23 protein-coding genes, 1 tRNA gene and 1 rRNA gene are annotated in these 26342 nt (G+C 51.2%); 18 read left to right on the top strand and 7 right to left on the bottom strand.

Going from position 1 to position 26342, the window contains the following annotated elements; genetic code table 11:
- Both rrf and McpAg1_RS09015 read left to right on the top strand, forming a co-directional pair.
- Window positions 1-112 (top strand): 5S ribosomal RNA (gene rrf / locus McpAg1_RS09020); the annotation flags it as partial.
- A 614-nt stretch (window positions 113-726) separates the two neighbouring features.
- Window positions 727-1038, top strand: a complete 312-nt coding sequence (locus McpAg1_RS09015; RefSeq protein WP_338094984.1) for a ferritin family protein — start codon at window positions 727-729, stop codon at window positions 1036-1038.
- A gap of 7 nt (window positions 1039-1045) precedes the next feature.
- On the opposite strand, the gene McpAg1_RS09010 is transcribed toward McpAg1_RS09015, so the two are convergent.
- The gene (locus tag McpAg1_RS09010) at window positions 1046-1279 is read right to left on the bottom strand and encodes a hypothetical protein (protein ID WP_338094983.1); all 234 of its coding nucleotides are present in this window, start codon (window positions 1277-1279) and stop codon (window positions 1046-1048) included.
- Window positions 1280-1505: 226 nt separating this feature from the next.
- Between McpAg1_RS09010 and McpAg1_RS09005 the strand changes: the two genes are divergently transcribed.
- Window positions 1506-2051 carry a hypothetical protein gene (locus McpAg1_RS09005; RefSeq protein WP_338094982.1) on the top strand — a complete coding sequence of 182 codons (546 nt, stop codon included), beginning with the start codon at window positions 1506-1508 and terminating at the stop codon, window positions 2049-2051.
- 12 nt (window positions 2052-2063) lie between these two features.
- Here the strand turns inward: McpAg1_RS09005 and McpAg1_RS09000 are convergent.
- Window positions 2064-2137: transfer RNA gene (locus tag McpAg1_RS09000), tRNA-Thr, on the bottom strand.
- 366 nt (window positions 2138-2503) lie between these two features.
- Here McpAg1_RS09000 and McpAg1_RS08995 point away from each other — a divergent pair.
- Window positions 2504-3718: a hypothetical protein gene (locus tag McpAg1_RS08995; RefSeq protein WP_338094981.1), complete on the top strand. Its 1215-nt coding sequence runs from the start codon at window positions 2504-2506 to the stop codon at window positions 3716-3718.
- 129 nt (window positions 3719-3847) lie between these two features.
- Window positions 3848-5515 (top strand): formate--tetrahydrofolate ligase, encoded by a 1668-nt coding sequence (locus tag McpAg1_RS08990; protein WP_338094980.1) that lies wholly within the window; start codon window positions 3848-3850, stop codon window positions 5513-5515.
- Window positions 5516-5845: 330 nt separating this feature from the next.
- Here the strand turns inward: McpAg1_RS08990 and McpAg1_RS08985 are convergent, their stop codons facing one another.
- Window positions 5846-6700 carry a DNA adenine methylase gene (locus McpAg1_RS08985; protein WP_338094979.1) on the bottom strand — a complete coding sequence of 285 codons (855 nt, stop codon included), beginning with the start codon at window positions 6698-6700 and terminating at the stop codon, window positions 5846-5848.
- Between the two features lie 39 nt (window positions 6701-6739).
- On the opposite strand from McpAg1_RS08985, the gene McpAg1_RS08980 reads away from it, so the two are divergent.
- Window positions 6740-7732 (top strand): hypothetical protein, encoded by a 993-nt coding sequence (locus McpAg1_RS08980; protein WP_338094978.1) that lies wholly within the window; start codon window positions 6740-6742, stop codon window positions 7730-7732.
- 176 nt (window positions 7733-7908) lie between these two features.
- Here McpAg1_RS08980 and McpAg1_RS08975 read toward each other — a convergent pair whose 3' ends face one another.
- Entirely contained in the window at window positions 7909-8994 is a 1086-nt protein-coding gene (locus McpAg1_RS08975; RefSeq protein ID WP_338094977.1) for an MFS transporter, read from the bottom strand.
- Entirely contained in the window at window positions 8995-9495 is a 501-nt protein-coding gene (locus tag McpAg1_RS08970; RefSeq protein WP_338094976.1) for a hypothetical protein, read from the bottom strand. It abuts the gene before it with no gap.
- An 82-nt stretch (window positions 9496-9577) separates the two neighbouring features.
- Between McpAg1_RS08970 and McpAg1_RS08965 the strand changes: the two genes are divergently transcribed.
- The 12 genes from McpAg1_RS08965 (at window position 9578) to brxD (ending at window position 24935) form a co-directional block, all read left to right on the top strand.
- Window positions 9578-10483: a DUF4013 domain-containing protein gene (locus McpAg1_RS08965; protein WP_338094975.1), complete on the top strand. Its 906-nt coding sequence runs from the start codon at window positions 9578-9580 to the stop codon at window positions 10481-10483.
- 344 nt (window positions 10484-10827) lie between these two features.
- Window positions 10828-13602: an aminotransferase class V-fold PLP-dependent enzyme gene (locus McpAg1_RS08960; RefSeq protein ID WP_338094974.1), complete on the top strand. Its 2775-nt coding sequence runs from the start codon at window positions 10828-10830 to the stop codon at window positions 13600-13602.
- The gene (locus tag McpAg1_RS08955) at window positions 13599-14309 is read left to right on the top strand and encodes a hypothetical protein (RefSeq protein ID WP_338094973.1); all 711 of its coding nucleotides are present in this window, start codon (window positions 13599-13601) and stop codon (window positions 14307-14309) included. Before McpAg1_RS08960 ends, McpAg1_RS08955 begins: the two co-directional genes overlap by 4 nt.
- A gap of 130 nt (window positions 14310-14439) precedes the next feature.
- Window positions 14440-16026 carry a glutamine hydrolyzing CTP synthase gene (pyrG, locus tag McpAg1_RS08950; protein ID WP_338094972.1) on the top strand — a complete coding sequence of 529 codons (1587 nt, stop codon included), beginning with the start codon at window positions 14440-14442 and terminating at the stop codon, window positions 16024-16026.
- A 3-nt stretch (window positions 16027-16029) separates the two neighbouring features.
- Window positions 16030-17565, top strand: coding sequence for a glutamine-hydrolyzing GMP synthase (guaA, locus tag McpAg1_RS08945; protein WP_338094971.1), 1536 nt, complete (start codon window positions 16030-16032; stop codon window positions 17563-17565).
- A gap of 12 nt (window positions 17566-17577) precedes the next feature.
- A complete protein-coding gene (locus McpAg1_RS08940) occupies window positions 17578-18705 on the top strand; it encodes an aspartate aminotransferase family protein (RefSeq protein WP_338094970.1) in 1128 nt (375 codons plus the stop codon).
- The gene (locus tag McpAg1_RS08935) at window positions 18683-19762 is read left to right on the top strand and encodes a pyridoxal phosphate-dependent aminotransferase (protein ID WP_338094969.1); all 1080 of its coding nucleotides are present in this window, start codon (window positions 18683-18685) and stop codon (window positions 19760-19762) included. The genes McpAg1_RS08940 and McpAg1_RS08935 overlap by 23 nt, the downstream gene beginning before the upstream one ends.
- Window positions 19762-20265 carry an adenylate kinase family protein gene (locus tag McpAg1_RS08930; RefSeq protein ID WP_338094968.1) on the top strand — a complete coding sequence of 168 codons (504 nt, stop codon included), beginning with the start codon at window positions 19762-19764 and terminating at the stop codon, window positions 20263-20265. The genes McpAg1_RS08935 and McpAg1_RS08930 overlap by 1 nt, the downstream gene beginning before the upstream one ends.
- On the top strand, window positions 20262-20900 hold the full coding sequence (locus McpAg1_RS08925) for a CDP-alcohol phosphatidyltransferase family protein (RefSeq protein ID WP_338094967.1): 639 nt from the start codon (window positions 20262-20264) through the stop codon (window positions 20898-20900). The genes McpAg1_RS08930 and McpAg1_RS08925 overlap by 4 nt, the downstream gene beginning before the upstream one ends.
- 389 nt (window positions 20901-21289) lie before the next feature.
- The gene (locus McpAg1_RS08920; RefSeq protein ID WP_338094966.1) at window positions 21290-21799 is read left to right on the top strand and encodes a DJ-1/PfpI family protein; all 510 of its coding nucleotides are present in this window, start codon (window positions 21290-21292) and stop codon (window positions 21797-21799) included.
- 6 nt (window positions 21800-21805) lie between these two features.
- Window positions 21806-23650: a tetratricopeptide repeat protein gene (locus tag McpAg1_RS08915; protein WP_338094965.1), complete on the top strand. Its 1845-nt coding sequence runs from the start codon at window positions 21806-21808 to the stop codon at window positions 23648-23650.
- A complete protein-coding gene (gene brxD / locus McpAg1_RS08910) occupies window positions 23631-24935 on the top strand; it encodes a BREX system ATP-binding protein BrxD (RefSeq protein WP_338094964.1) in 1305 nt (434 codons plus the stop codon). The genes McpAg1_RS08915 and brxD overlap by 20 nt, the downstream gene beginning before the upstream one ends.
- A 200-nt stretch (window positions 24936-25135) precedes the next feature.
- Here brxD and McpAg1_RS08905 read toward each other — a convergent pair whose 3' ends face one another.
- Both McpAg1_RS08905 and McpAg1_RS08900 read right to left on the bottom strand, forming a co-directional pair.
- Complete coding sequence (locus McpAg1_RS08905) at window positions 25136-25465, bottom strand: nucleotidyltransferase family protein (protein ID WP_338094963.1); 330 nt, start codon at window positions 25463-25465, stop codon at window positions 25136-25138.
- 76 nt (window positions 25466-25541) lie between these two features.
- Window positions 25542-25949, bottom strand: a complete 408-nt coding sequence (locus McpAg1_RS08900; RefSeq protein ID WP_338094962.1) for a YybH family protein — start codon at window positions 25947-25949, stop codon at window positions 25542-25544.
- Between the last annotated feature and the right edge of the window lie 393 nt (window positions 25950-26342).

Raw genomic sequence — 26342 nt, 5'->3', positions numbered from 1 at the left:
ATAGCAGAGAGGTTCCACCCGGACCCATTCCGAACCCGGCAGTTAAGCTCTCTTACGTCGGATACTGTACTGAGATACGCGAGTTCTCGGGAACTATTCAACGCTGCACCCCCTTCCTTTTGATTGAGATTGTTTTGTAATGTTTTTTTGTGAAGAGCGGAGAGCTTTTTCTGTCTTTGAGTAAAACGCGAATAACGCTAATAAAAAATCGCCAATGGCGATTTTCAGGGATTTGGTTATGTTATTTTTTTGGACATATATTCGTTCAGAGAAGTACTGGGTATTTCTTTATCCTTTGAAAAATCGCCATTGGCGATTTTTTATTCGCGCTATTCGCGTTTCATTCCAAGCAAAACCACCTATCGAATTTATTGTCCTTTGTCCCTTGTCCCCCTGTATCCGAAAGAGGAGTACCCCAAAAAATTCAGATCTTCTTCTGTCGTTTTTCGCCCGCTTTGAGTAGTATTTATCTGATAAGTTACATACATAAACAACATGACAGCGGGAGCAGTTGAATCATCTGTGATCACCGATGATGCCTGCGGCTCATCTCATTTTTTTGTGGGGGACAAAGGACAAAGGACAAAAGTTATCCAGCAGTCATTCATATTGAAATGACTGTTTTATCAGTTTCTGTCTCCATGTATCGCTTTTTTTCCGAAATGAAGCTGTTCTGAATTATCCCCAATCCCTACTTTTATCACAGCGCAAACAAACATACTATCTATGCCAGAATTTGGAAATCCATTCGCAGGCCAGAAATTTGATCGCAAACTCACTGATGCAGAACTTGTCCGCGCCATCCGCTTCATGGTCGCAGCAGAATACGAAGCAATCCAGCTGTATCAGCAGCTTGCCGAATCAACCGATAACAAACTCGCAATCGAAGTTCTCGAAGACATCGCCGACGAGGAACGCGTACATGCAGGCGAGTTCCTCCGCCTCCTTCACGAACTTGCCCCTGATGAGGCAAAGTTCTACAAAGAAGGAGCTGACGAGGTCGAAGAAGAGATTGGAAAAATGAAGAAGCGCAAATAATACTTTTTCACTCTTTTTTCCGGTATTTGCCGCACAGGGTTCCGGTGTCATACCCAAGGGTTGAATCAGTGTAGTAGGCGCAGATATCAGACGTCATGGTGCAGACAAACCCTCTCTTTGCAAAAAACTCTGCATCCGGAAGTGTTGAGTCTTTTTTGAAAAATTTGCAGCCGGTCACAACCTTCCGTGTGGTATCATAGAAGTGTTTTTGTTTGGGAGTGAGGTTGGCAAAGTCAATCATTGTCTAAGGATTGTTTGCCGGTTGTCGGGATAAATTCGGTGTTCGAGTACTTCTGGTGGGTGAAACTCAGCACATCAGAAGCCATAGAAGAAATTTTTCAGAGAGTACGGCACAAAATATTTTCACTGCATCGAAGACGCCACGTAACTCTCATAAAAATATTCTAAAAAGCCGAAACCGCCCACCACAGAACATCATAAATACCACAAACATTCAATCATCCATCATGAAACACCTCCTTCTCCTCTTTCTCCTCATTACCGCCGTACTTCTGACTGCCGGCTGCATCGCATCCGAATCCCCGGCAGACAAAACACCGACCCTCTCCGCAACAGGAACCATACCTACAGCAGCGATCATCCCCGACAACGATATTATCGGGCTTGACGTCCTCACCATCTACCGCGGCGCAGACGTCATGCGGGAACTCCCCACCATCCAGCTCAAAGATGGCAGCACCGCCTACCTCATCGAAGTGACCGTCACCTGCGAAACACTCGGCAAAAACTCCCGCCGGGAAGGCTACATAGGATCCGTCACCATCTCCGATCATGATCTTTTACTCTCCGTTGAAAACGGCACAAGCAAAACTACCCACCCCGCAACCCACCTCCTGCCGGTACCGGAAAAATATCATAAAAAAATGCTCTATGATGACATCATTCTCAAAGAAGGAGAATCCGTCACCGGCTGGGTACTCTACACCAATGTCCCCAAAGGAAACGCAACCCTCACCATGCCGGAATTCGATGCAGAAGAGGTACGGATCTGAACAAAAACAAAAAGCTTCAGGGGGGATTTGAACCCCCGACCTGCTGATTACAAATCAGCCGCTATGCCGGGCTAGGCCACTGAAGCAAGAGTGACTATAATAGTTCTCCCTCTCTCTAATAATAGTTTACGTTTTACCCGGGATTGCTCCAAAAATTTGGAAGGTCCCGGATTTGTGGGCAAGAATTTTTTCGCGTGAAAAAAATGATTTTTCTTTTCAGTATGCTTGCGTTTTGGTCTCGTATAGAGCAACTATATTTCCGTGGTTACTCCAAGAAAAACCAAAGCGAAAGAATCTTTTCAAGCAAAATTTTTCCTGTAACCCATCCCCTCTCTCAAATATCGTATTCATTTCCTGTCCGTATCGTTTTCAGATATTTTTTTTTCAATTCACATATCCAGTCAACAACTAACTTATTGTAGGTTGAGAGGTAATATTACATTGGAAATACCATGGGGTCTTCACCATCTCAGGATGCAGCCGTCTCTCCTGCCATCGGAACGATTCTTCTCGTCGCATTTACAGTTGTTTTCGTCGTCATCGTGACAGTGATAGCGATGGGACTCGCCGACGGAATGTTTGACATGAAGCAGGTAGGCCTGACGCTCAAACCCTATGCGGTTGGTGGGAACAATCCCGAACATGGTATTGGCATCATTGTTCACGGAGGAGCAGATGCGGCTGATCTTGTCTCGCTCTCCGCCGTTATTACTGGACCGAAACTGATCTATGCGAAAACGCAAAACAACTCTGTCGAAGGTCCGCAGGTCGGGCAGGAGTACCGTATGGCGGCATACGTTGATCCGAAAATTCTGGAACAGGTTCAAAGAGGGAACTATACGGACCTTGTAACTCTTATCACGACCGGAAAGGATTCTGTAGTAGAAATGGAGTGTTACGCAACTGTCACCGGAAAATTCCGCGACGGATCCGAGCAGGTGCTGCTGATGCAGAAGGTGATAATTCCGGTCATCCCTGGAGCTGACGGGGGCATGTCGGATCCAAATGGGTGGATATCGGTTGTCCCCTATTACATCAGTGATGTCTATCCTGCACATGGATTTATGATAATCATTCTGAATGATTCCGTAAAGGGTCTGGGTCATCCAAGCTTCAAAGTTACTGAGGGTGAGAACAAAAATCAAGAAGTCGAGGTTACGGAGGTGAAGATGGTGGAGGATAAGAACTACTATACCTACGATCTTTCACCAACTAAGGTTTCTAATTGGACGAAAACCCCCTATCCTGACTCATGGGTATTGGGCGAACTTACCGGAAACGTAACTGTAAATGTTATATTCGATACTACGAGTGAAAAAGTTACCGTAGGGCCGATTACCATTCCTCCTCGAAAAAATATCTTTGAAAACAAAAGCAAAGTTGCCGGAACACTCAATAAAAATGGTAACCAGATCACGGTTACGTTTAAGCCAACTACTACTCTGAAAGATGAAAATCCTAACTTCATTGTGTTCTATAGTGGTAACACTACGGCGCCGGTATACAAGAATCAGATTTCTAATTATCCATCGTCGGCTACGTTCTCTCTGCCAAATGACTTGGCATCCCATAACGGAGAAAATCTTGATGTCTTTGTCCTTGTTAAAATTGACGTTACCCAGGTCTGGTACAAGGTCGCCTCCGAACCGGTCAGCAAGTTCCTCTAATACTCCCTAACCTTTTTTTCCCCGCCTCACTCCATTCCCCATGTATTTATCACACCTTCCAACCATCTATACTATAACGACGGTCCTCCCGCATCACCGTCATCATACCTTGAAAGGGTGAAACCACTCATGCTGTCTGACATCGAAATTGCACAAAAAGCCGACATGCACAAAATTACGGAAATTGCCGCAAAACTTGGCATCCAGCCCGACGAACTGGAACCCTACGGCCAGTACAAAGCCAAAATCTCCGACACCGTTGAAAAACGCCTTGCCGGCAAACCAAACGGCAAACTCATTCTCGTAACCGCCATCAACCCGACCCCGGCAGGCGAAGGAAAAACCACCACAACTGTCGGCCTCGGCCAGGCCATGGCAAAGATCGGCAAAAATGCAGCCATCGCCCTTCGTGAACCCTCTCTCGGACCGGTCTTCGGCGTCAAAGGCGGCGCTGCGGGCGGAGGCTACTCGCAGGTAATCCCCATGGAGGATATCAACCTCCACTTCACCGGCGACATTCATGCAATCACCGCCGCAAACAATCTGCTCTGCGCAATGATCGACAACCACATCCAGCAGGGAAACGTTCTCGACATCGACACTCGCAAAATCATCTTCAAACGCTGCCTTGACATGAACGACAGAGCGCTTCGCAACCTCGTCGTCGGCATGGGCGGGCCGACCAACGGCGTCCCAAGAGAAGATCACTTCATGATAACCGTCGCGTCCGAGGTCATGGCAATTCTCTGCCTTGCAACTGATATCATCGACCTCAAGACACGGCTCGGCAGAATCATCATCGGTTACAGCCGCAGCGGAAAAATTCTCTACGCAAGCGACCTCGAAGCCCAGGGAGCAATGGCCGCCCTCCTCAAAGACGCGCTCAAACCAAACCTTGTTCAGACACTGGAAAACACCCCCTGTTTCATCCACGGCGGACCGTTCGCAAACATTGCTCACGGCTGCAACTCGGTCCGTGCCACACGCCTTGCCCTCAAGATGGCTGACTACGTCATCACGGAAGCAGGCTTCGGCTCTGACCTTGGCGCAGAAAAGTTCATGGACATCAAATGCCGGTACGCCGGCCTCACTCCAAATGCCATCGTTCTCGTGGCAACGATTCGTGCCCTCAAATACAATGGCGGAATCCCGAAGGAAAAATGTGGCGAGCCAAACGTTGCTGCCATGAAGGCAGGAATGGTCAACCTCGAAGCCCATGTGGATAACCTCAAAAAGTTCGGCGTTCCTGTTGTTGTTGCGATCAACCGTTTTGCCGCTGACAGCGATGAGGAGATTGCCGCCCTCAATGAGTTCTGCACCAAAAAAGGCGTTGACTTCGCCCTCTCAGAAGTCTTCGCCCTCGGCGGAGCTGGCGGAGTTGATCTTGCTGCCAAAGTTGTTGCGGCCTGTGAGAAACCCAACAGCTTCCGGTTCTTCTATGATCTTGACAAGCCGGTCAAAGAAAAAATCGAAGCAGTTGCTACCGGTATCTACGGTGCTGCCAAAGTTGCTTACTCAGCATCAGCAGACACCACCATCAAAGAGATCGAAGCAATGGGTTCCGGCAAACTTCCCATCTGCATCGCAAAAACCCAGTACTCACTTTCGGATGATCCGAACAAACTCGGCCGCCCGACCGGTTTCACGGTGAATGCTGCAAATGTCAGGCTCTTAAACGGCGCAGGATTTATTGTTGTTGAGACAGGCGAGATCATGACCATGCCCGGCCTTCCGGCAAAACCCTCTGCATGCATGATCGACATCGATGCAAACGGCAACATCTCCGGTCTCTTCTGACCGGAGTTACATTTTTATTTTTGAGTTGCCTGCGGTCTGTTTACCGCCTCATAGCTCCGCCCACGGAAAAACGGATCACACGGAGCTTCACGGAAAAATATCACAGAGCAGACGTGAACATCACGGAATTTTTAAATAATTTAGGAATTGCACGGTGGTGAACATTTTGAAACACGAGACGTTTACCATAATTCATCCTGAATATATTTCCGTGCTGTTCACGTCTGCTCCGTGATGTTTTTCTGTGAAATTCCGTGTGATCCTGCGAAGCAGTAAACAGGCCATAGGCATGTGTTCCGTTTTTCCGTGGGCAACTCTTTGTAATCAGAGCTACTCGTAATTTCTTACAATAATTTCCTCGCCCCCGGCTCTTCTTGCTCCATTAACATTAATCAGCCTGAGAACCGGCACCCGCTCGACAAAAAACTCCTCATACATCTCAAGAATCTCAGGAGCAACCGAGTTTGAAAGCATCACAAACGCCTCCTTCCGATCGGCCTCGCGAAACATTTTGAACAACCGCTCCTGCTCTTCAAGACCAAACGGGCCTGTCGTGTACGAGGTGAAGTACGCCGTGCTTGAAAGCGGATGATAGGGAGGGTCAAGATACACAAAGTCTCCTTTCTGAATTTTTGGCATTACCTGCTCGAAGTCCTCATCCATCAGAACAGCTGATGCGAGAGCTTCAGACATCGAAAAAATCATTTCAGCATTACAGAACCGCGGGGAGCGCACATATTTTCCAAACGGAATATTATACTCTCCTTTACTGTTCACCCGCCACAGTCCGTTGTAGCCGTGATGATTCAGATACAAAAACAGAACCGCCCGCTCAAGACAGGCATCTGTTCCCCGAATCTCATTGAACCGTTCGCGGCAGGAAAGGTACGCCTCTTTTGTGTTCACAAATTTCGGACCACCCGCTTCATTCACAAGCTCTTCCGGCCTGTCTCTGATCATCCTATACAGGTTTATCAGTTCAGGATTTGCATCATTCAGCACAGCTTTGCCTTGAATCCTTCCCAGACTCCAGAGAGATAGATACAGAATTCCCCCGCCGAAAAACGGCTCAAGATAACTGGCAAAATCCTGCGGGCAGCGCTTGGCAAGTTCACCAATCAACTGCTTCTTTCCTCCTGCCCACTTCACCACTGGCCTTGGAAGAGAGGATTTTGTCACAACCATTATAATTAATGGGAAGGCAAAAGGACATATATCTTGTCTATGATAAAAAAACGCTCATCATTTACCAGACGCATGGTTTTTTGCGCATGCGTTCTGCTGATTTTTGCCGCCCTCGCGGCCCCGGCATCAGCTGATACTGTTGTTGCGCAGGGAGATCCTTTCTATGTCAGCGGTCAGGCTCCCGGTGCCCAGCAGGTTGCACTCTACTTCTTTGGTCCAAATTACTTCAAATACACCAAGGTTCAGGTGAACGGCGGTCTCTACAGTTATGAGCTTCAGACCACAGCCGATATGTCGCCTTCCGAGTACTACTGTGTTGTGCAGAGCCCCGGAACCGGCAGCACGTTCAGTGTCGGACCGGTAACTGAGGGCGATACCACCTACATTACCGTTAATCCGGGAAGTGGTGTTCCTGCTGACGGCAGCAGTTTTGTTGTGGTGGGACCAAATGCTCTGCAGAGTTCCCAGGCTGCATATGCTCTGGTGAATATGATCAATAGTCCGAACATTCCTGATCTCTGCCAGACGTTTACGTTCCAGATAGCGTATCCGCTGATCACCATTAATCCGGTTGGAACCCAGTACATGGGAACTCCTTTCATTATTTCCGGAACGACGAACCTTGCTGTCGGTGATGTGCTTTCGGTTGAGGTGACCATCTTTAACTTCTGGCCGTCAGATAAGGAGGTACAGAATGCTGTTGACTCCTCTTCATGGTCTCAGGGAACGTCAGGCCAGACTATTGTTCTTGCAGGACCCACTTCAGGCCAGAATGTCTGGAGCTACAGTGTTGTTCCTCTGCATCCTTCGGATTATGAGGTCAGTGTTACCGGCATCAAGACAGGAGCTTCGGCAACGCAGGAGTTCGTCGTCTCCGACCAGTCTCCGGTTGTTCCAACTGCAGCTCCAACAGCACTCCCGACCTTGACTCCGAGCACTGCGGCTCCGGTTCCAACCCAGACTCCGGGCTTTGGGATTCTCGCGGTTGTAGGAATGTTTGGTGCGGCTCTTCTGATTCTGAGAAGATCCTAATTTTTTTTATTTTTTTTTAGGGGCATGATGAGAAAAGGAAACGCGAATGGCGCGAATAGCGCGAATAAATAAAATTGCCATTGGTGATTTTTTTTATTCGTGGTATTCCGCGAAGCGGTGAACAGGCCGCAGGCATGTGATTTGTGTTTTGAAACTCCTCGCCCCCGCGTAACTCCCTACCTAACGTAACACGGACACTTGACCACCAGAAGACCCGCAAGCACGTTCAGCACGGCGGTTGCCGCAAACACACCCAAGTATCCGATCGGAAGGACCAGTATGCCTGCCGCGAATGGCAGCGCCGCCATCCCTGCATACTGGGTCATATTGAAAAGCCCGTTCATCACTCCCTGCGGCTGCTTGGTCTCTGCAATATAATTCAGCACTGCAACTGTAATCACGCCAAACACCGCACCGACAAGGATCATGCCGACCGGGTGCAGCAGCACAACAGGAACTGAGAGTGCAAGCAGAATGCCTGCAGTTCGTATGATCGAGAGCGAGTCTGAAAACCGCATTCTTGACGCTGTGTAGACACAAATCGCTGTTGCCACACTCATCAGTGCTGTTATGATGCCGTTCATCTCAGCAGTAAATCCTGATAGCTCAGGATACATCGAGATTACCACACCGGTTGTTCCGCAGAAGATCATCATCGCAAACCAGAGCCATTTGTGGTAGACGGCAATGTTCCATATCTTTGCGGCAGATGATACCGCAGGAGAAAATGTTGCATCGTCTTTGAGGCCGAGGCTGAGGAGTCCTGCTTCTCCCGTAAGAATTCCGAAGAGCAGAACTCCTGCATATATCTGAACCGATGCAATGCCGCCGCTCACCACAAGACCTGCCACCATTCCAAGATTCATCAGCGCAACAAAACCGCCGGCAAGCCGCTTGTGATCCTTTCCTGAGTTCACAAACGCCATGGCTGCGGAGACGAACATGCCGGTAAACAATCCTTCCAGAAATCTCAGCAGAACTGCTGCTGTCGGATCCGGGTACGAGAGCCAGAGCAGTACTGCTGCGGCAAATGTTCCGAAAAGTCCTGCCCGCACTAATGGTGTTCTGCCGAATCTGTCAGACATCCATCCTGCGGGAAACACCATAAGAAATGCTCCGAAGAAGTAGGCTGAGTAGACTGCGCCCTGGAGTGCAGGGTCCTCTGTGATATCGGTGAGGACTGGAACGACTGCATTTGACAGAGCCATTGCTGCAAACACTCCTAAAAAAAGTGATAAGCGAAACAGACTGCTGAAGTTCATCTATGGCAGAAGATCTTTTGTTGCAGCGACTTCGTACTTTTTCAGAACTGATCTCGGCAGATCAAAAACTGCTTCAGCGAGCGGTACACAAAACACAAACTTCGGCTCGTCGGCAAATCCGTGCAGCCCGAAGATGACATAACAGGGATTTTCCTCCTGCTCTGCGTATTCGCAGTAGGCTGCGTAGGTTTCCGGAGTTGTCCACGGCAGGTATGCGTCCCCGTCCTCGTTTGCAAACATTCTGCTTCGATAGCAGGTGATCAGATCGAAGCGTTTCTCATCACTGTTTCTGACCGCGACCAGATCAGGTTCGCCAGGTTTTCTCTCCTCGCGGTCGGCAACAGAGTATGCATCCCCGAGCCTGCTCATGACATACTCCCGGAACGCTACGGTTACCACTGGATTTGTGTCGTCCGGGTCTGCATCCGGGTCAGGATACCAGACGCCGAGTGCCCGTTCAAGCTGGCCAAGAATGCCCATGCTTATCACTTGAACCTTCATCCTCATAAAAAAATGGGTGGTCAGCGTGCCAATTATCTTATAAGAATACGGCATAATAGTATTCTAAGAGAGACAGGCTACAATGGAACACGCAGAGATCATCGCCAGCGCTTATACCTTTACGAAAAATGCGTTCTTCAGTATCAACCATCTTCCACGGTGGATTGTGCTGTTCTTCTATATCGTGGGTCCTATCATTGTCGGATTTATTGCGGCCACGATCGTTTTACAGCTGATTGTGCTGCCAATTCTGGTGAGCCTTCTTGTCGGTCCGGATTTTGGTTTTACTCCTGAAGTCCTCTCAGGCCTGTTGGGATATTTTGCGGTTCTGATCGGTCTTGCCTGCGTGTTTTTTGTTCCGCTGATGCAGGGCTACTGTTACCGCTTGTTCCGCACGGGCGATACGATGCCTGACACCGGCAACCTCTGGGGTCTGTTCTTCAATGGATGGAGAATCAATATTACGCTCTTCATCTATGCGATTCCGCTGTTTGTTATTTCGCTTATCTACATGCTTGTCTTCATGTATCTTTTCCCTGATACCGGTCTCTACTCTGCGGCTGATGTTCTGGAGCTGGAGGGGATGATGTATGTGGGAACAGTGTTCTCGTATGCGGCAGTTCAGTTTGTGACAACGTTAATCATTATTCTGTTTGCCTGTGTGGGTATCACGCATCTGTGCAGAACCGGTTCGATTCGCGAGGCGGTGAATCTGAGAAAGGTTGCAGATATTATCGGCAAGATTGGCTGGTATGATTACATTCTTTCGCTTGTGATCATGAGCATTCTGTATCTGATGATTACGTTTGTTACGATGTCGCTCGGACAGTTGTTTTTGAACAATGTTTTCATTATCGGGGTGCTGGCGGTTCTCTACATCTTTGTCTTAGTGCCGATTACGGTGTTCTTTATCAAGTATCTGTCCATTGTTTATGATACGGCGTTCCAGCCTGAGGAAGCCGATACTGAGGAGTTTGATTTCTTCTAACCGCCCCGCTTTGATTCTAATGTGGGGATTTGCCGCCGCAGGCGGCGAACCCCCACAGAATCAAACCGGCTCGGCATCACACGCATGCCTGCGGCATGCGTGGAGGCGGTTGATTGGATTTTTTTGAAAAATTTAGTAGATGCGAAAAACATCACTAATATTAATTATTTTCTGGTTCCGTGCTGTTCACGTCTGCTCCGTGATGTTTTTTTTTCTGTGAAATTTCCGTGTGTTCCGTTTTTCCGTGGGCGGCTCATGGATTTTCATGGTCTCCTCAGAAATAATAATGCGAAAACACCCACGCAACAAACCTCATCCCTTTTCAGCACAAATATATCTTCACTGTGCCGCACGAATACAAAAAATATCCGCACCAGAGAAAAAATCAGTCTGCAAAAAAGCAGCATCAGCGCCAGCCAAAGGAAAAACCCCAGCGAAAGGAGGTTAAGCCGGGTTATTACGTCGCCGCGGACAGCGACGATTACCTGACCAAACATCTCTACTGGTGTCCAAGATGCAACGTCCCTCTTGTTGCAAAAACCTGCTCGTGCGATGCCGAGACAATTAAGATTCCTCTCCAGCAACCGTACGACATCCGTCCGGTGCTGAAGGCAGATTATGATCTGCTCCAAAAACTCATCACCGACAGATTTGGTCCCCGCGTGACGCTGCCCAAAGTGATGGTGTTCAACAAGGCAGGCGGTCTTGACCGAAACGAGCTGGTGATCGCAAACGGCGTGCGGTTTGCATGGCTGTGGTTTGATCCCGTATCCCGCAGTTTCCGTCTGGATATTGAAGCTGAGGCACTGCCTTATCTCATCGGCAAAGCAGAGAAAAATATCATCAACCTTGAGACCGCAGCGGAAAATCTTCCAACCGGAAGACTTGGCGGCAAGAAAGTTGCCGCAGTCGCTGATGCAACCGACGGCGTTGTCATCCTGAAGTACAAATCAAAGTACGGTACCGGAATTTTGAAGGACGGATTTGTCCGCATCAAAGAGCTGGTGCAGGTTGAGCAAAAGTCCGGCATGCCCAACCCGTCATGGGATGAGGTTGTGGAGCGCAATGCATTCCATCTGAAAAATATGGAACGCACCGCGGTTCGCGAGATCAAACAGAACCTCGGGCTTGCACCGGTTGCAAACTGTTCCTTCTCCGGCGGCAAGGACAGCACAGCAGTCTGGCAGATTGCGCAGAAAGCAGGAGTAACCGACGCGTTCTTCATCGACACCGGCCTTGAGTTCCCGGAAACCGTCGAGTTTGTGAAAAGTCAGAACGTGCGCATGATCCAAAAAGCCGGCGACTTCTGGCAGGCAGTTGAAAAAGCCGGACCGCCGGGCAAGGATCACCGCTGGTGCTGCAAGCTCCTGAAGCTTAATCCCCTCAAGGTGCATCTTGCCGAGACCGGTCCCTGCGTCACGGTCCAGGGCAACCGCTGGTATGAGTCATGGAGCCGGGCTTCGCTTGATGCGGTCTCGCAGAATCCGAACAATCCCATGCAGATCAACCTCTCGCCGATCAGATCATGGCGTGCGCTGGATGTGTTTTTGTACCTGTGGCTTCGCGAGGTTCCCTACAACTCTCTGTACGAACGGGGATACGAACGCATCGGCTGTTATCTCTGCCCCGCAATGCTTGAGTCAGAGCTTGCCACCATGCACGAGACGCATCCGGCAATGGCCGGACGGTGGGATGAGTTCCTGAACCGCTGGGCTGCGGACCGCGGCCTTCCGCCCGAGTTTGTCAGCTGGGGTCTGTGGAGATGGAAGGATCTTCCGCCGAAGATGAAGGAGCTTGTCCGCGAGGCGAACCTTGATCTCTCGGAAAAACCGGTGAAGCGAAGCACACCGTCATCGGTTGCCCATCTGATGCCTGAAGGAAAGGCAGTCGATGTGGTGGATGTTGAGCCGGCAGAGTCTCCGGCAGAGGCTTTGCTGCCTCTGACAAACTGGGAAGCAGTCCGGTCACAGTTCCCCATCCTCGGGGATCTGATGTATCTTGACAACGCGGCCACCTCGTTTGCTCCGGAGCCGGTTCTTGCGGCAATGGATCAGTTCGAGAGAACTTATCGGGCGAATGTGGGCCGCGGCGTCCATCGGCTGACGAGAATTGCGAGCCAGAAGTACTGGCATGCGCATGAGATTGTTGCTGACTTCATCAACGGAACCGCAGGAACGACCGTGTTTGTGAAGAACACCACCGAAGCAGTGACAACGATCGCCCGCGGTCTTGACTGGAAGACAGGCGACTGCGTGGTCACAACCATTCTCGAGCACCACTCAAACCTTCTGCCCTGGCGTGCTCTGGAGAAGTACGGGGTCACCGTTCGCGTCGTCGGACTCAAACCTGATCTGACGCTTGACATGGACGCTCTCAGGGACGCGATGGATGACTCGGTCCGGCTTGTTGCGGTTACGCAGGCTTCGAATGTGACCGGCACAGTTGTTCCGGTCGCAGAGATTGCAAAGCTCTGCAAAAAACACGGGTCACTTCTCGCGGTCGATGCAGCCCAGTCAGTTCCGCATATGCCAGTCGATGTGGTTGCGCTCGGTGCAGACTTTGTCTCCTTCTCAGGCCACAAGATGTGCGGGCCTACGGGAACCGGCGTTCTCTGGATGAAAAATCCGATTCTTGAACCGTTGTTCGTCGGCGGCGGCATGGTGGAGCAGGTAGGCGAGGACTCATTTACCCTCACCGAAGGCTTCCACCGCTATGAAGCAGGAACGCCGAACATCGCGGGAGGCATTGGTCTTGGAGCTGCCGCAGTGTTTTTGAAAGATATCGGCATGCAGAACATCGAAGCCCGCGAGCGGGAACTTACGAATCGTCTGATCGAAAAACTTTCGGCAGTGCCCGGGGTAAAACTCTACGTTCCAGCCGACCCCAAACAGCGGATCGGTGTTGTATCGTTTACGATTCCCGGCATCTCGCCGCACGAAGCTGCGGCATATCTGGATGATGAGGCGGGCATCATGGTGCGGTCCGGCATGCACTGCGCCGAACCTCTGATGCGGTATCTGGAGTGCCCGGAAGGAACCATTCGTGCGAGCATTGCGTTCTACAACACCGAGAGCGAGATAGACACGCTTGCGGCAACGATTCAGGAGATTGCGGGATGAGCACTGTTCTGACGCTTCTTGTTGACTGCGCCGGCACGTTTGAGGGAGGCCGAGTCGCTTCAGCGAACTCGTCAGTAAAAAAGTTCATCGCAAATCTTCCAAAGGATCTCCGTGTCCGGATTATCCGCTACTCTGACTCGGCGATGTGGCATCTTGGGCCTGAACCTGTTCCTGTAGGCGAGGTTGAGTGGATTGATCTGCCGTCAGGCGGGTATCTCTCCTCGCTTGCCCATGCGGTAAACCTTGCAGGCCCGACACTGTCTGCATCGCAGAACCGCGAGGTCGCACTTCTTGTTTCAAAGGGGACGCTGTCCGACCCTGAAGAGATTGTGCAGACCGTACTTTCCAAAAGATTTTCTGAAAAGATCATTCGTGCTGCTGCTGCGCTGATGCCTGAGGCTGATGTCTCTGCTCTCAAAATTTTTGCCGGAGATCATATCTTTGATTCAGGAATTTTTTCTGACCCGCGACCTTTTCTTTCCTTGATCGGTGAGGTTGCAGGCGCAGCCGCTTCAGCGGCTGCGGGATCATCTCTGACCCTCACCTGTTCGATTGATCTTGGTGAGGGCAATGCGGTCTCTTTGTCGGTTGCGGGAACTGATCTCTCTCTCATGAAAAAAGAGATGCGCACCGCGCTTCTTGAGCTTGGCTCTGGCGATGAACTTCTGCAGAAAAAAATTGCCGAGTACGTGCGGCGCGTGCTCTGACATTTTTCACTCATGTCTTTTTTCGGCGCCCATCTCTTCAAAATACAAAACTGCAGAACCCCTCACTTTCAATACCTCAGCCCGCCAATATAAGAAGCATTATTCAACTTCAAAAAGCGGGGACTCAAGAGTGAAATATGTAGTTGTAACTGGCGGTGTTATGAGCGGCCTTGGAAAAGGCATCACTGCCGCGTCTATCGGACGAATACTCATCAACAGAGGCTACCATGTAACCTCCGTAAAAATTGACCCATACCTCAACATCGACGCAGGACTCATGAACCCTGCCCAGCACGGCGAGGTCTTCGTCTTAAAGGACGGCGGCGAAGCTGACCTGGACCTTGGAAACTATGAACGCTTCCTTGACATCGAACTCACCAAAGACCACAACCTGACCACCGGAAAGATCTACTCCTCCGTCATTCAGAAAGAGCGTCACGGCGACTACCTCGGGGCAACCGTCCAGATTATTCCGCACATCACCGACGAAATCAAAGACAGAATCAAAACTGCCGCAGAAAGCTGGATCGACAAGGACGGCAACCATGCAGAGATCTGTATCGTCGAGGTTGGAGGAACCGTCGGCGACATCGAAAGCATGCCTTTCCTTGAAGCCGTCCGCCAGATGCACTGGGAGTACGGTAACGGCGACTTCGTCTTGGTCCACGTCACCCTCCTTCCGGCAGACACCATGGGCGACCTCAAAACCAAACCAACCCAGCACTCGGTCAAAGCCCTTCGTGAACTCGGTCTTGAAGCAGACCTCATCGTCGGAAGAAGCACACTGCCTGTCTCTCTTGCAACCAAAAGAAAGATCTCCTCCTTCTGTGACGTCGATGTGTCAGCAGTCATCAGCGCAACAACTGCTCCTGACACTTACCTCGTTCCCATGGAGCTTGAGAAGGAAGGAATGGCAGACGTCCTTCTGCCGCTTCTCAAACTTTCGCCCGGAAAACCCGACAACAGCTGGTACTCCCTCGTCTCCCGCGAGTACACCAACCGGATCACCGTCGGCATCCTCACCAAATACGGCGTGGAGGATGTTTACATCTCCATCAAGGAAGCACTCAAACACGCAGGCCGCAAACTCTCGACCGAGGTCGTCATCCAGTGGCTTGACGCAGAACAGTACACCACGCAGGACCTCGCTGACCTTGACGGCATCCTCATCCCGGGCGGCTTCGGCAACCGCGGAATCGAAGGAATGATCAACGCAATCACCTATGCCCGCCAGACCGGCAAGCCGCTTCTCGGTCTCTGCCTCGGCTTCCAGCTCTGCACCATCGAGTTCGCAAGAAACGTCGTCGGCTACAAAGACGCAACAAGCTCTGAAATGGGAGACGGAACCCCGGTCATCACCATCCTTCCCGAACAGGAAGGAGTCGACGACCTTGGCGGAACCATGCGTCTCGGCGACTACCCGGTTAACCTTGCCGCAGACTCAAAACTTGCCGAACTCTACGGTGCGACCGAGATCGTGGAGCGTCACCGCCACAGATACGAAGTCAACCCTGAGTACATCGATGAGATCGAGTCCAAAGGTCTCAGATTCTGTGGAAGAAACGGCCGCAGAATGGAAGCACTCGAACTTTCCGACCACCCGTACTTTGTTGCAACCCAGTTCCATCCAGAATTTCGATCACGCCCCACCCGCCCGTCAGCTCCGTTTGTCGGATTCGTGCAGGGCTGCCTTGACAACCATAACAGGAAAGTATAATCCATGGAATCCATCCTCGTTCTCGACTTTGGCGGCCAGTACAACCAGCTGATCGCCCGCCGCGTCCGTGAAGCAAACGTCTACTGCGAAGTAAAGCCCTGTACTGTTTCTCTTGACGAGATAAAAGCAGGCGGCTACAAAGGAATCATCTTCACCGGAGGGCCTGCAAGTGTGTATGCAGAGAACGCTCCCCGCGTGGATCCTGAGATCTTTTCTCTCGGTATTCCAATTCTTGGCATCTGCTACGGAGCACAGATCATCGCCTTCACCCTCGGCGGCAAAGTCTCTCCGGGCGCAACCGCTCTTACCCGCGAGTACGGAAAAACTCCGTTAAAGCTGCACGACAGTGTGCTCTTTGACGGCATGATCAACGAGACCTCCTGCTGGATGAGTCACGGCGACTACATCAGCGAACTGCCGAAAGGATTTGTTGCGACCGCAACAACGAACGGCTGTCCGTTTGCTGCGATGGAAAACAGCAGGAAAAAGATCTATGCGGTCCAGTTCCATCCCGAAGTTCTTCACACGCCGCAGGGCATGGACATGATCAGAAATTTCCTCTACCGCGTCTGCGACTGCAGCGGAACATGGAAAATGTCATCGTTCGTTGACAACATGGTTGCCCATCTGCGGGATAACATCGGTGACAAACGTGTTCTCTGCGCACTTTCCGGCGGCGTTGATTCATCGGTTGCCGCAGTTCTTGTCCACAAGGCGGTCGGCAAACAGCTGACCTGTATCTTTGTTGACCACGGACTTCTGCGCAAAAACGAAGGCGATGAGGTTGAAGCAATCTTCAAAAAACAGTTCGACATCAACCTCATCCGTGTGAACGCAGAGGAACGGTTCCTCACAAAACTTGCCGGCGTGTCTGATCCTGAGCAGAAACGAAAGATCATCGGCGAAGAGTTCATCCGCGTCTTTGAAGAAGAGGCAAAAAAGATCGGTTCGGTCGATTATCTTGTGCAGGGCACCATTTACCCTGACGTGATCGAGTCCGGGCCCGGGAACGCTGCGGTGATCAAAAGTCATCACAATGTCGGCGGTCTGCCTGACAACGTGGACTTCAAACAGATTGTCGAGCCGCTTCGTATCCTCTTCAAGGACGAGGTTCGTGCGGCAGGAACCGAACTCGGCATCCCGGAAAATCTTGTGTGGCGTCAGCCGTTCCCGGGTCCGGGACTCGCGATTCGTGTGATCGGTGAGATCACCAAGGAAAAGCTCGACCTGCTTCGGGATGCTGATGCAATCTTCCGCGAGGAAGTGGCAGCAGCAGGCCTTGGCAGATCGATCAACCAGTACTTTGCCGCACTCACGAACATGCGAAGTGTCGGCGTTATGGGAGACGAGCGTACGTATGATTACGCCATTGCCCTTCGTGCGGTCACCACCACCGACTTCATGACAGCTGACTGGGCACAGATCCCGTATCCTGTTCTGGAAAAAATTTCCAGCCGCATCATCAACGAGGTCCGGCATGTGAACCGCGTCCTCTATGATATCACCAGCAAACCTCCAGCAACTATCGAATATGAATAAATGAGGTAAATTATGCCATCAACCAAAGATCTCGATCAAAAATACTACATGCCTGCATTCGGCCGGAACATGGAAATCGTCCGGGGCAAAGGCAGTCATGTCTGGGACAGCACCGGAAACAAATATCTCGATCTCGTCGCAGGTATTGCGGTATGCAGTACCGGCCACTGCCATCCGGCAGTGACTGCTGCCATCTGCAAACAGGCGCAGATGCTCATCCACTGCTCAAACCTGTACTATGTCCCGGGTCAGGCCGAGCTTGCCGCAAAACTTTCCAAGGTATCTGAACTTGGCAAAGTTTTCTTCTCCAACTCCGGAGCTGAGGCAAACGATGCAGCAATCAAACTCGCAATCCGCCACACCGGCCGCCATGAGTTCGTCTCCTTTGAGCACGACTTCCACGGGCGAACGGTCGGCTCACTCGCCTGCACGCACAAGCCGGCAATCCGTGAACCGTTCGAGCCTCTCGGTGTCCCCTGTAAGTTCAGTCCGTACGGCGACCTTGAAGCACTGAAGAGTGTCGTCACCAAGAAAACCGCTGCGGTCATCTTTGAACCGATTCAGGGAGAGACCGGCGTCATCATTCCGCCCGAGGATTTCATCCCCGGCATCCGTGACATCTGCGATGATGCCGGCGCTCTGATGGTCTGCGATGAGGTGCAGACCGGTATGGGCAGAACCGGAAAATGGTTCGCGTTCCAGCACTCTTCGGTAAAACCTGATATCATCAGCTTTGCAAAAGGTGTTGCGTCCGGTATTCCGATGGGTGGTATCATCGCAAGAGACGGCCTTGAGTTCACGGCAGGCGAACACGGCAGCACCTTTGCGGGAGGTCCTATCGCCTGCGCAGCAGGTCTTGCCACGTTTGATGTGATCAAGTCAGCCCTTCCCCGCGTTGCAGCAAAAGGCGAGCGGTTCAGAGAAGGTCTTGCCGGTCTGAATCCGCGAGCTCGAGGATTAATGGTCGGGTTTACCGCAGGCGAAAAAGCTCCGGCGATTGCCGACTACTGTCGCGAACATGGTCTTTTGATCAATGTTGCCGGCGGCGTCAACGTGAGGCTTGTCCCTCCGCTCATCATTGAGAATCGCGAGATCGATCAGGCTGTTGGAATCATCAATGAAGCAGCAGACTCAGTGTGAAACCAGCCTCTGCCGCGATCTGTACACCAAGACCGGCTACGTGTTTGCAAAATCTCCTGATGAGATTGCAAAGATGTCAGGTTTCACGGAAATTGCACGGCTCGGCAGCAATGAAAATCCTTACCCGCCGTCACCTGCGGTACTGAAAGCGGCAGCTGATGCACTTGCTTCGGCAAACCGCTACCCGGACCCAAAAGCCGAGTCGTTTACGGGGGCCATCCGCCGCCACATCTATGACAGCCCTGTGGTGACGTCAGGTCTTGGGATGGACGGCGTGATTGAGACGGTTATTCGTGCACTCATTGCACCAAATGACAAAGTCGTTGTCTCAACACCGACGTTTTCGATGTACGGAATCGCAGCAGCGGCAGCGTCTGCAGTTGTGGTGAACGTTTCCCGTCTGCCTGATTTTTCGGTGGATGTTGATGCGTTCATTCGTGAAGCAAAGGATGCGAAGCTGTCGTTTCTCTGCACTCCAAATAATCCGACCGGAACGGTCACGCCGGTTTGTGATATTGAAAAAATTCTTGACAGCATCACAGGCGTTCTGTTCCTTGACAATGCCTATGTTGAGTTCTGCGATGCAGATTATCTGTCTCTGCTGAAGAAGTACGATAATCTGATCATCGGCAGAACGCTGTCCAAAGTATACGGGCTTGCGGGTCTCCGTGTCGGCTACGGATTTGTTCCGCAGTGGCTTGAAGGCCCGTATCATGCTGCGGCAACTCCTTTCACACTGAACCGTGTCTCAGAAGCCGCGGCTGTTGCAGCGCTTGCGGACGAGTCCTACCGCGACAACTTCATTGCCCATGTAAGGAAATGGCGGTCGGTCTTTGTCAAAGAAATTCCGTATCCTGTTATTCCGAGCGGCGCAAACTTTGTTCTCTTCGACACTGCACCTCTTCTCAGCAACGATGCGATGGAATTGTTCGCAAAACAGGGCGTTCTGGTCAGGTCCTGTGCCAGCTTCCCGGGTCTTGGGGATACGTTTGTCCGCGTGAGTGTCGGGGACGTCTGGGAGAACGAGCGGTTCCTTGCGGCGGTGAAGCAGCTGTGATGATTGGCATTACCGGAACGCCGGGCACCGGAAAGTCAGCGGTTGCTGATGAACTCCGGTCCCGCGGCATCGCGGTTCTGGATCTGAAGACGACCGTCGCTCCTTACGTTGTCGGGCGCGACGCCTCCCGCGATGCGGACGAGGTGGATGTTGAGGCATGGGCGGATGAGTTTCCCTATCATGAAGGGTATCTGGAAGGATCTCTTGCTCATTTTCTCTCCTGCGACAAAATTATTGTTCTGCGGTGCAGGCCTGATCTGCTGCGTGACCGCCTTGTTCCCCGCGGTTACACCGCCGAAAAAATTGCCGAAAACTGCGAGGCAGAGGCACTTGATGTTATCCTCTCAGAGACTGTGGATATGTTTGCATCAGAACAAGTTTATGAGATAGATACAACATATAAAGAGGTAAAGTCCGTGACTGATCTGATTGTTTCGTTTGCGGACGGGAAAATCCCGTCATCATTTGGAACGATCGACTGGTCGGAGTATCTGACGCCATGACACTTGATTCATTCCGCCCCAAGGTTGCATTTATTATTACGCCGTTTGCAAAAGCAATGGTGTTTCTGCATCTGACGCCAAACGCCTGTACTGTGCTTGCTCTTATCGCAGCAGCTGCCGCAGGCATTGCGTTTGGTATCGGTGAGACCCTTCTTGGCGTAGTTCTCGTGTTTGTGAGTGCGTTCTTTGACGCAATTGACGGGGCTGTTGCACGGCTTACCGGCATTGCGAGTCCCGCGGGCGATTATCTGGATCATGTGTTCGACCGGTATGCAGATATTTTCATCATTACCGGAATTTTTGCCTGGGGGACGGTTACCTGGACGAGCCCGGTACCCGCCTGGGCGATCGGAGTCTTTGCGCTTACCGGCGTTCTGATGTCTTCGTATCTTGGAACTCAGGCGCAGGCTGTCGGCCTCAAACGTAACTACGGCGGCATTCTCGGACGGGCTGACCGGCTGGTGCTGATCTTGGTGTTTGGCGTGGTTGAGGTTTTGTATCCTGCCCCGCTGCTCTTCGGGCTTCCGGCGCTCGGCTGGCTGCTGCTGATCTTTGGTGTGCTTGGCCACATCACGGCAATTCAGCGGTTTGCAACCGGCTGGAAGGAGCTGAACGCTCCGGCCCGTAAAGAATAATTTTTTTTTGAATATTGAGAATTTTTTAGAGTGGAGTTACGCGACGCGAGTATTTTGGAACACGAACCACACGAAAAAACGCGAAAAATTTAACTCACCAAATAGTACGAAAAACACGAAATCTATGGATGCATTGTGAAAAATGAGTGCCCGAGTGTTTTCATATCAGCAGTAACTTCCGTGTTGTAATTTGTATTTCGTGTTTTTCGTACTATTTGGTGAGTTAAATTTTTCGCGTTTTTTTCGTGTGGTTCGTGTTTCAAAAAATCATAGTGCCATATTCTGGTGATGAAAACCATCCCGTTCTATCAGATTACTGACTGAATTTTGTTTCTGAACTGAGCAAGTACCAAACCCTTAATCTCTCGGGAAAACCATATTAAATACACATGAAAATTCTTTTCGCAATAGCTCCGGACCGGTTTCTGGATCAGGAATACACCGTTCCGAAATCCCTCTTCGAGGAGAAAGGAATTGCCTGCGTTACCGCATCAACCATAAAAGGAACCTGTTACGGCATGCACGGCGAAATCGTCGAGACCGACCTGTCCTTTGACGACGTAAATATCGCTGACTATGATGGAATCGTCATCGTCGGCGGCATCGGGTGTCAGGACTATCTCTGGAGATGCGAAAAGCTGATCGATATCGTCAATAAACTCGGCAATGCCGGAAAAGTCACCGCAGGAATCTGCCTTGCACCCGCCATCATCGCCGAAGCCGGACTTCTTGCCGGAAAGAACGCAACCATCCTTGACACGCCTGCATCCCGCCGCGTAATGGAACTTGACAAAGCAGTCATCGTCAACGAACCAGTTGTCATCTCCGGCAAAGTAATCACTGCACGAATGCCGCAGGACTCCAAAGCATTTGCAGAAGCAGTAGTTGCAAATCTATAACCCCTCATGACCCCTGACCCCTCCAGCCCGACACCCGCACTCGACGATGCGATGAAACTCTTCAACGCCGGAAAATTTGCCGACGTCATCACCCTGGTCTCCGGCACGAGCGACCCCGCTCTTCTGCTTCTTGCCGCACGCAGTTACACGGAAACCGGCCAGTACGACACCGCAGGGTATCTGCTCCGCGACCTCATACAGGGAATGCCGGCCTCCTCCTACCTGCACAGCTATCTCGCTGACGTCATGGAAAAAACCGGTGATGAACATGCGGTCTCCGAGTATGCGACCGCACTGATCCTTGACCCTGAGAATCGTCCGGCTCTCCGAAGCTATGCCCGCCTGCTTCTTGCAAGAAACGATCTTCGCGGTGCCATTCCGTCGCTCCGCTCTCTGGTCCGGTTCGGCTCTGATCCTGCCGACATCAGACTGCTGATGAAAACCCTCACCGAAGTCGGCGAGCCTGAAGAAGCGGCGGCCCTTCATGTGCAGAACTTTGGCGAAGACGAGTTTTCGCCTGAGTATGTCGAGGCGCTGCTTGCCGCAAAAGAGTATCAGAAAGCGATGAGTGTTGCCCTTCGCGGCTGGAACACCGTGCGTGAAGTCGTCTACCTCCGTCTTGATCTTGAAGCATTGTCGGCCCTTGACCCCGAAGCTGCGGAGAGTGCCTATCGGTCTGCTCTTGACAGCTTTGAAGAGGAACAACTGGAGGACGACGACGTTGCCCAGATTCGATTCTCATTTGTGCTGCTTGAAAAACTGCTCGGGCATTATGATGCAGCACGCTATGAACTGGGCATTCTGGTCAAGAGCAGATCAGATCCTGTCTACCGGCTGCTTGAAGCAGAACTTGCCGCACGAACCAATCACGCTGATGAAGCGAACACGATTTACCGGCAGCTGATTGCAGAACAGTGCGGAAAAGATTCCGAGGTTGCGGATCCTGCGATGCAGGAGCTGGTCATCAACCGGTTCAAGGTGTTCCTTGATGCGGTGCGGACCAAAGAAGAGGTCGCAGGAATTATCAGCGTGCTTCTCTCCTCATACCCGACCGCCGTCTGCTTGACGCAGATTGGCGCAGCGTATGAGGATGCCCGTGCCTGCACGCAGGCCCGCGACTGGTACTACCGGGCGTATCGTGCGGATTATATTCACGGCGGTATTTCCTACGCAGGTTTTCTCAAACGTCTCGGTGAGGACCGCGAGTGCGAGACGGTCATCCGTTACATTCTGACGAACGTTACCCGTGCGTCTGATGTGGAACTGGTCGCAGGTGAAGTTCTGAACGGCAAAGAGGCGATGTACCGGATCCCCAAAGTCATGGAGCAGGTACTTACCCGCCTGACTTCGGTTCTGGAGAAACTTTCCTCGAACGGTCGCGAGATGCTGGCGGTCGGTCTTCTTTATGCAGCAGGCGACGCTCTTGAGCGGCAGGACTACGAGGAGTGCAAGTGGCACTGCCTCCTGGGTCTTGATGTGATGCCCTGTTATCCTGCGGTGATTAAGGTCGAGGATTTTATGCAGCTGCTCTCTCAGGCGAAAGGCCGGGCGCTTGCCGAGCGGCCTGCTCTTTTGGAGAAGAACTCCTGGCTTGTTGATGCGGCTGATGTTTCCGAACCTGAACCTGCGGCAAATCTTCTGGATCTTGACGAGCGTGAACAACAGGTGATTGCATTCCTGCGTGAGCACCGCGAGGCGACCGAGATGGACCTCCGCTCAGTGCTTGGGACGCGACGGGTTACCGGTATTGTGAACGGAATTTTGACGAAGGCGTCAGAGAAGGGTGTGAAGATTCTTGAGAAACGCGGCGTCGGTGACCGCGGGGAGATTTATGGCTATACCGGAGAGTAACGGGTTCGGGCGTGATGAACACAGGCTCGAAAGTGTTGGAATTATTAATGCTCTCCGTCGCGGAACAGTGCCTGAGTCTGGTCTTGGCAGGCTCGCGGTCGGGCTTTCGACCGAGGAGAAGGTTATCTCTTCGCAGCTGGCGTTTGTCGGGACGGGTCATGCTGACTGTAAGTTTGTCCGCGGCGAGTACGGGTCAGGCAAGACATTTTTGATCTCGCGGGCGCAGGAGATTGGTCTTGCGTCAAAGTTTGTGACGAGTCATGTGGTGATTTCTCCTGACACGCCTCTTCACAAACTGCAGGCAGTGTATGCGAAGATCTGTTCAGGTCTCACAACGCAGACCGAGGATCATGCGCTGAAGAGTATCATCGATACCTGGATTTACGGAATCGAGGACCGGCTTATTAGCACGGGCATTCGCGAGGATGATCCTGCTCTTGCGGCTCAGACGGCAAAAGAGATTGAGTCGGTGCTTCTGCGGGTGAGCGGAATTAATTCCGGTCTTGCGGCTGCTCTTCGGACGTATTATCAGGCGAACAATACGGGAGATTTTGCAACGGCTCAGTCTGCGGTCGGCTGGATTGCGGGAGAGCAGACTGTTGGCCGCACGTTTAAGTCGCAGGCTGGTCTGAAGGGAACGGTTACGGAGGGTGATGCTCTGGCGTTTCTGAATGGGCTGGTGCATGTTATTGTGCAGGCAGGATACTCCGGGCTCCTCGTGACGTTTGATGAGGTGGAGACTGCTCAGGCGTTTGCCCGTCCGCAGCGGGAGAAGGGCTACATTAATCTCCGGCAGATTGTTGATATGATCGACCGGAATGAGCTGCCGAACTGTTTTTTCCTGTTTGCGGGAACTCCGGCTTTGTTTGATAGTGCGAAAGGGATCAGATCTCTTCCGCCGTTGTATGATCGTATCGGTATGATTGCAGATGACGGGTACTCAAATCCGATGCAGACGCAGATTGTTCTGCCGAAGTTTGATGTGAAGAAGCTTGAGGAGGTTTCGACGCGGGTTATTGAGATCTATTCCGAGGCGTACTCTGAGGTTGATAAGAGCCGTGTTTCGATCAGGTTTATTCGTGCGATGATCGAACGGGTGACGGGACGGTTCGGCGGACGGGTTGATGTGGTGCCGCGTTTGTATCTGCGGGAGTTTGTGGATGTGCTGGATAAGTGCGCTTTGTATGATTCGTATAATCCTATGGAGAAGTATGCGTTTGCGGCAAAGGAGAATGATACTTCGTTGAAGGAGGAGGAAAAAGCGGTGATGGAGGTCAGCTGGTAGGCTGATCTTCGGTACGTTTCGAAACGCGAATAGCGCGAATCCCATGCCTGCGGCCTGCTCACCGCTTCGCACGCCGTTCCGTCGTGCTCACTGCTTCGCAGCTTCTCGGAATAGCGCGAATAAAAAATCGCCAATGGCGATTTTTAAGAATTTACTAAGTTACGTATTTTTAGATAAAATTTCTCAGAGGTATTTGTATTTCATACCACGGTTGATTCTGCCTGATAGAGGATCATCTCGTTTTCGATACCTTGACGGATGGTTGGTTCTATCCAGTTGATGCCGATGAGGTCGACGTTTCGTCCAAGAAGTTCTTCGAGGTAGTCTTTTAATCCCATGAGCTGCCCGAGGCGTACTGTCTGGGTGGAGAATTTGTAGAGAATATCGATATCAGACTCAGGCGTGTCTTCTCCCCGTGCTACCGAGCCGAAGACTCCGATTGTTTCAATGCCGAAACGTTCGCGAAGCTGTGGCAGATGTTCCTCCAGTTTTTTGAGGACGCTCTCTTTGATGCTTGCATAGTCCGGCATTGCTTCTATGCTATAATTAGTGTGAGTGGGTAATGAGTGTTTTGGCGGTGCTGGTTTTGGTTCTAAAAATGGATGGTTATTCCCAGTAAGGGAATCCTATCGACATGTGAATCTGCACGATCTCCCATGCATGGCCGGTTCCCCGAAGTACTGCGGTGAACCGCGAGGGTGTTTCGTGGACTGCCCCGCTGCCGGTGATGCTCTGAAGGATGCAGCCAGCAGAGACCCAGGCGATGACGCCTTCGCCTTTGACTTCGGGATTTTCAAAACGGATGCCGCCGGTTTTGTATCTGGCGAAGTTTTTCTCCATCATTGCAAGAAATGCGTTTTTGCCTGCGACTATCTCTTCAGTCCGGCAGCCGTACATGATGATGTCCTGTGCGAGGGTTTCTGCGAGGGCTTTTGGGTCGTGGTGGTTGTAGGCGGTCTGATAATTTTCGAGGAGGGAGATGATCTGATCTTTGGTTTGTGTGGAGAGTGGCATTATGTAGATACTGTTGGTCTGGATGGGTGATGGTTTTTTTGCCGGGCAGGTGGTCTGAGTGAAAAATAATTCTCAGAAAAATAATTCTCAGAAAAATAATTCTCAGAAAAATAATTCTCAGAAAAATAATTCTCAGAAAAATAATTCTCAGAAAAATAATTCTCAGAAAAATAATTCTCAGAAAAATAATTCTCAGAAAAAATAATTCTCAGGAAAAATAATTCTCAGGAAAAATAATTCTCAGGAAAATAATTCTCAGGAAAAATAATTCTCAGGAAAAATAATTCTCAGGAAAATATTTTTAGATAGGAGTTACGCGGCGACGAATATTTTGTATTATGAAAAATGTTGATCGGGTAAGTGGTGAGTGTGGCCTCGTGAAAAAAACCGCCA

This window comes from Methanorbis furvi, from assembly GCF_032714615.1.
Classification (GTDB): domain Archaea; phylum Halobacteriota; class Methanomicrobia; order Methanomicrobiales; family Methanocorpusculaceae; genus Methanocorpusculum; species Methanocorpusculum furvi.
Note: the sequence above shows the minus strand (reverse complement) of the source record. Positions and strands in the feature narration are given on the sequence as shown.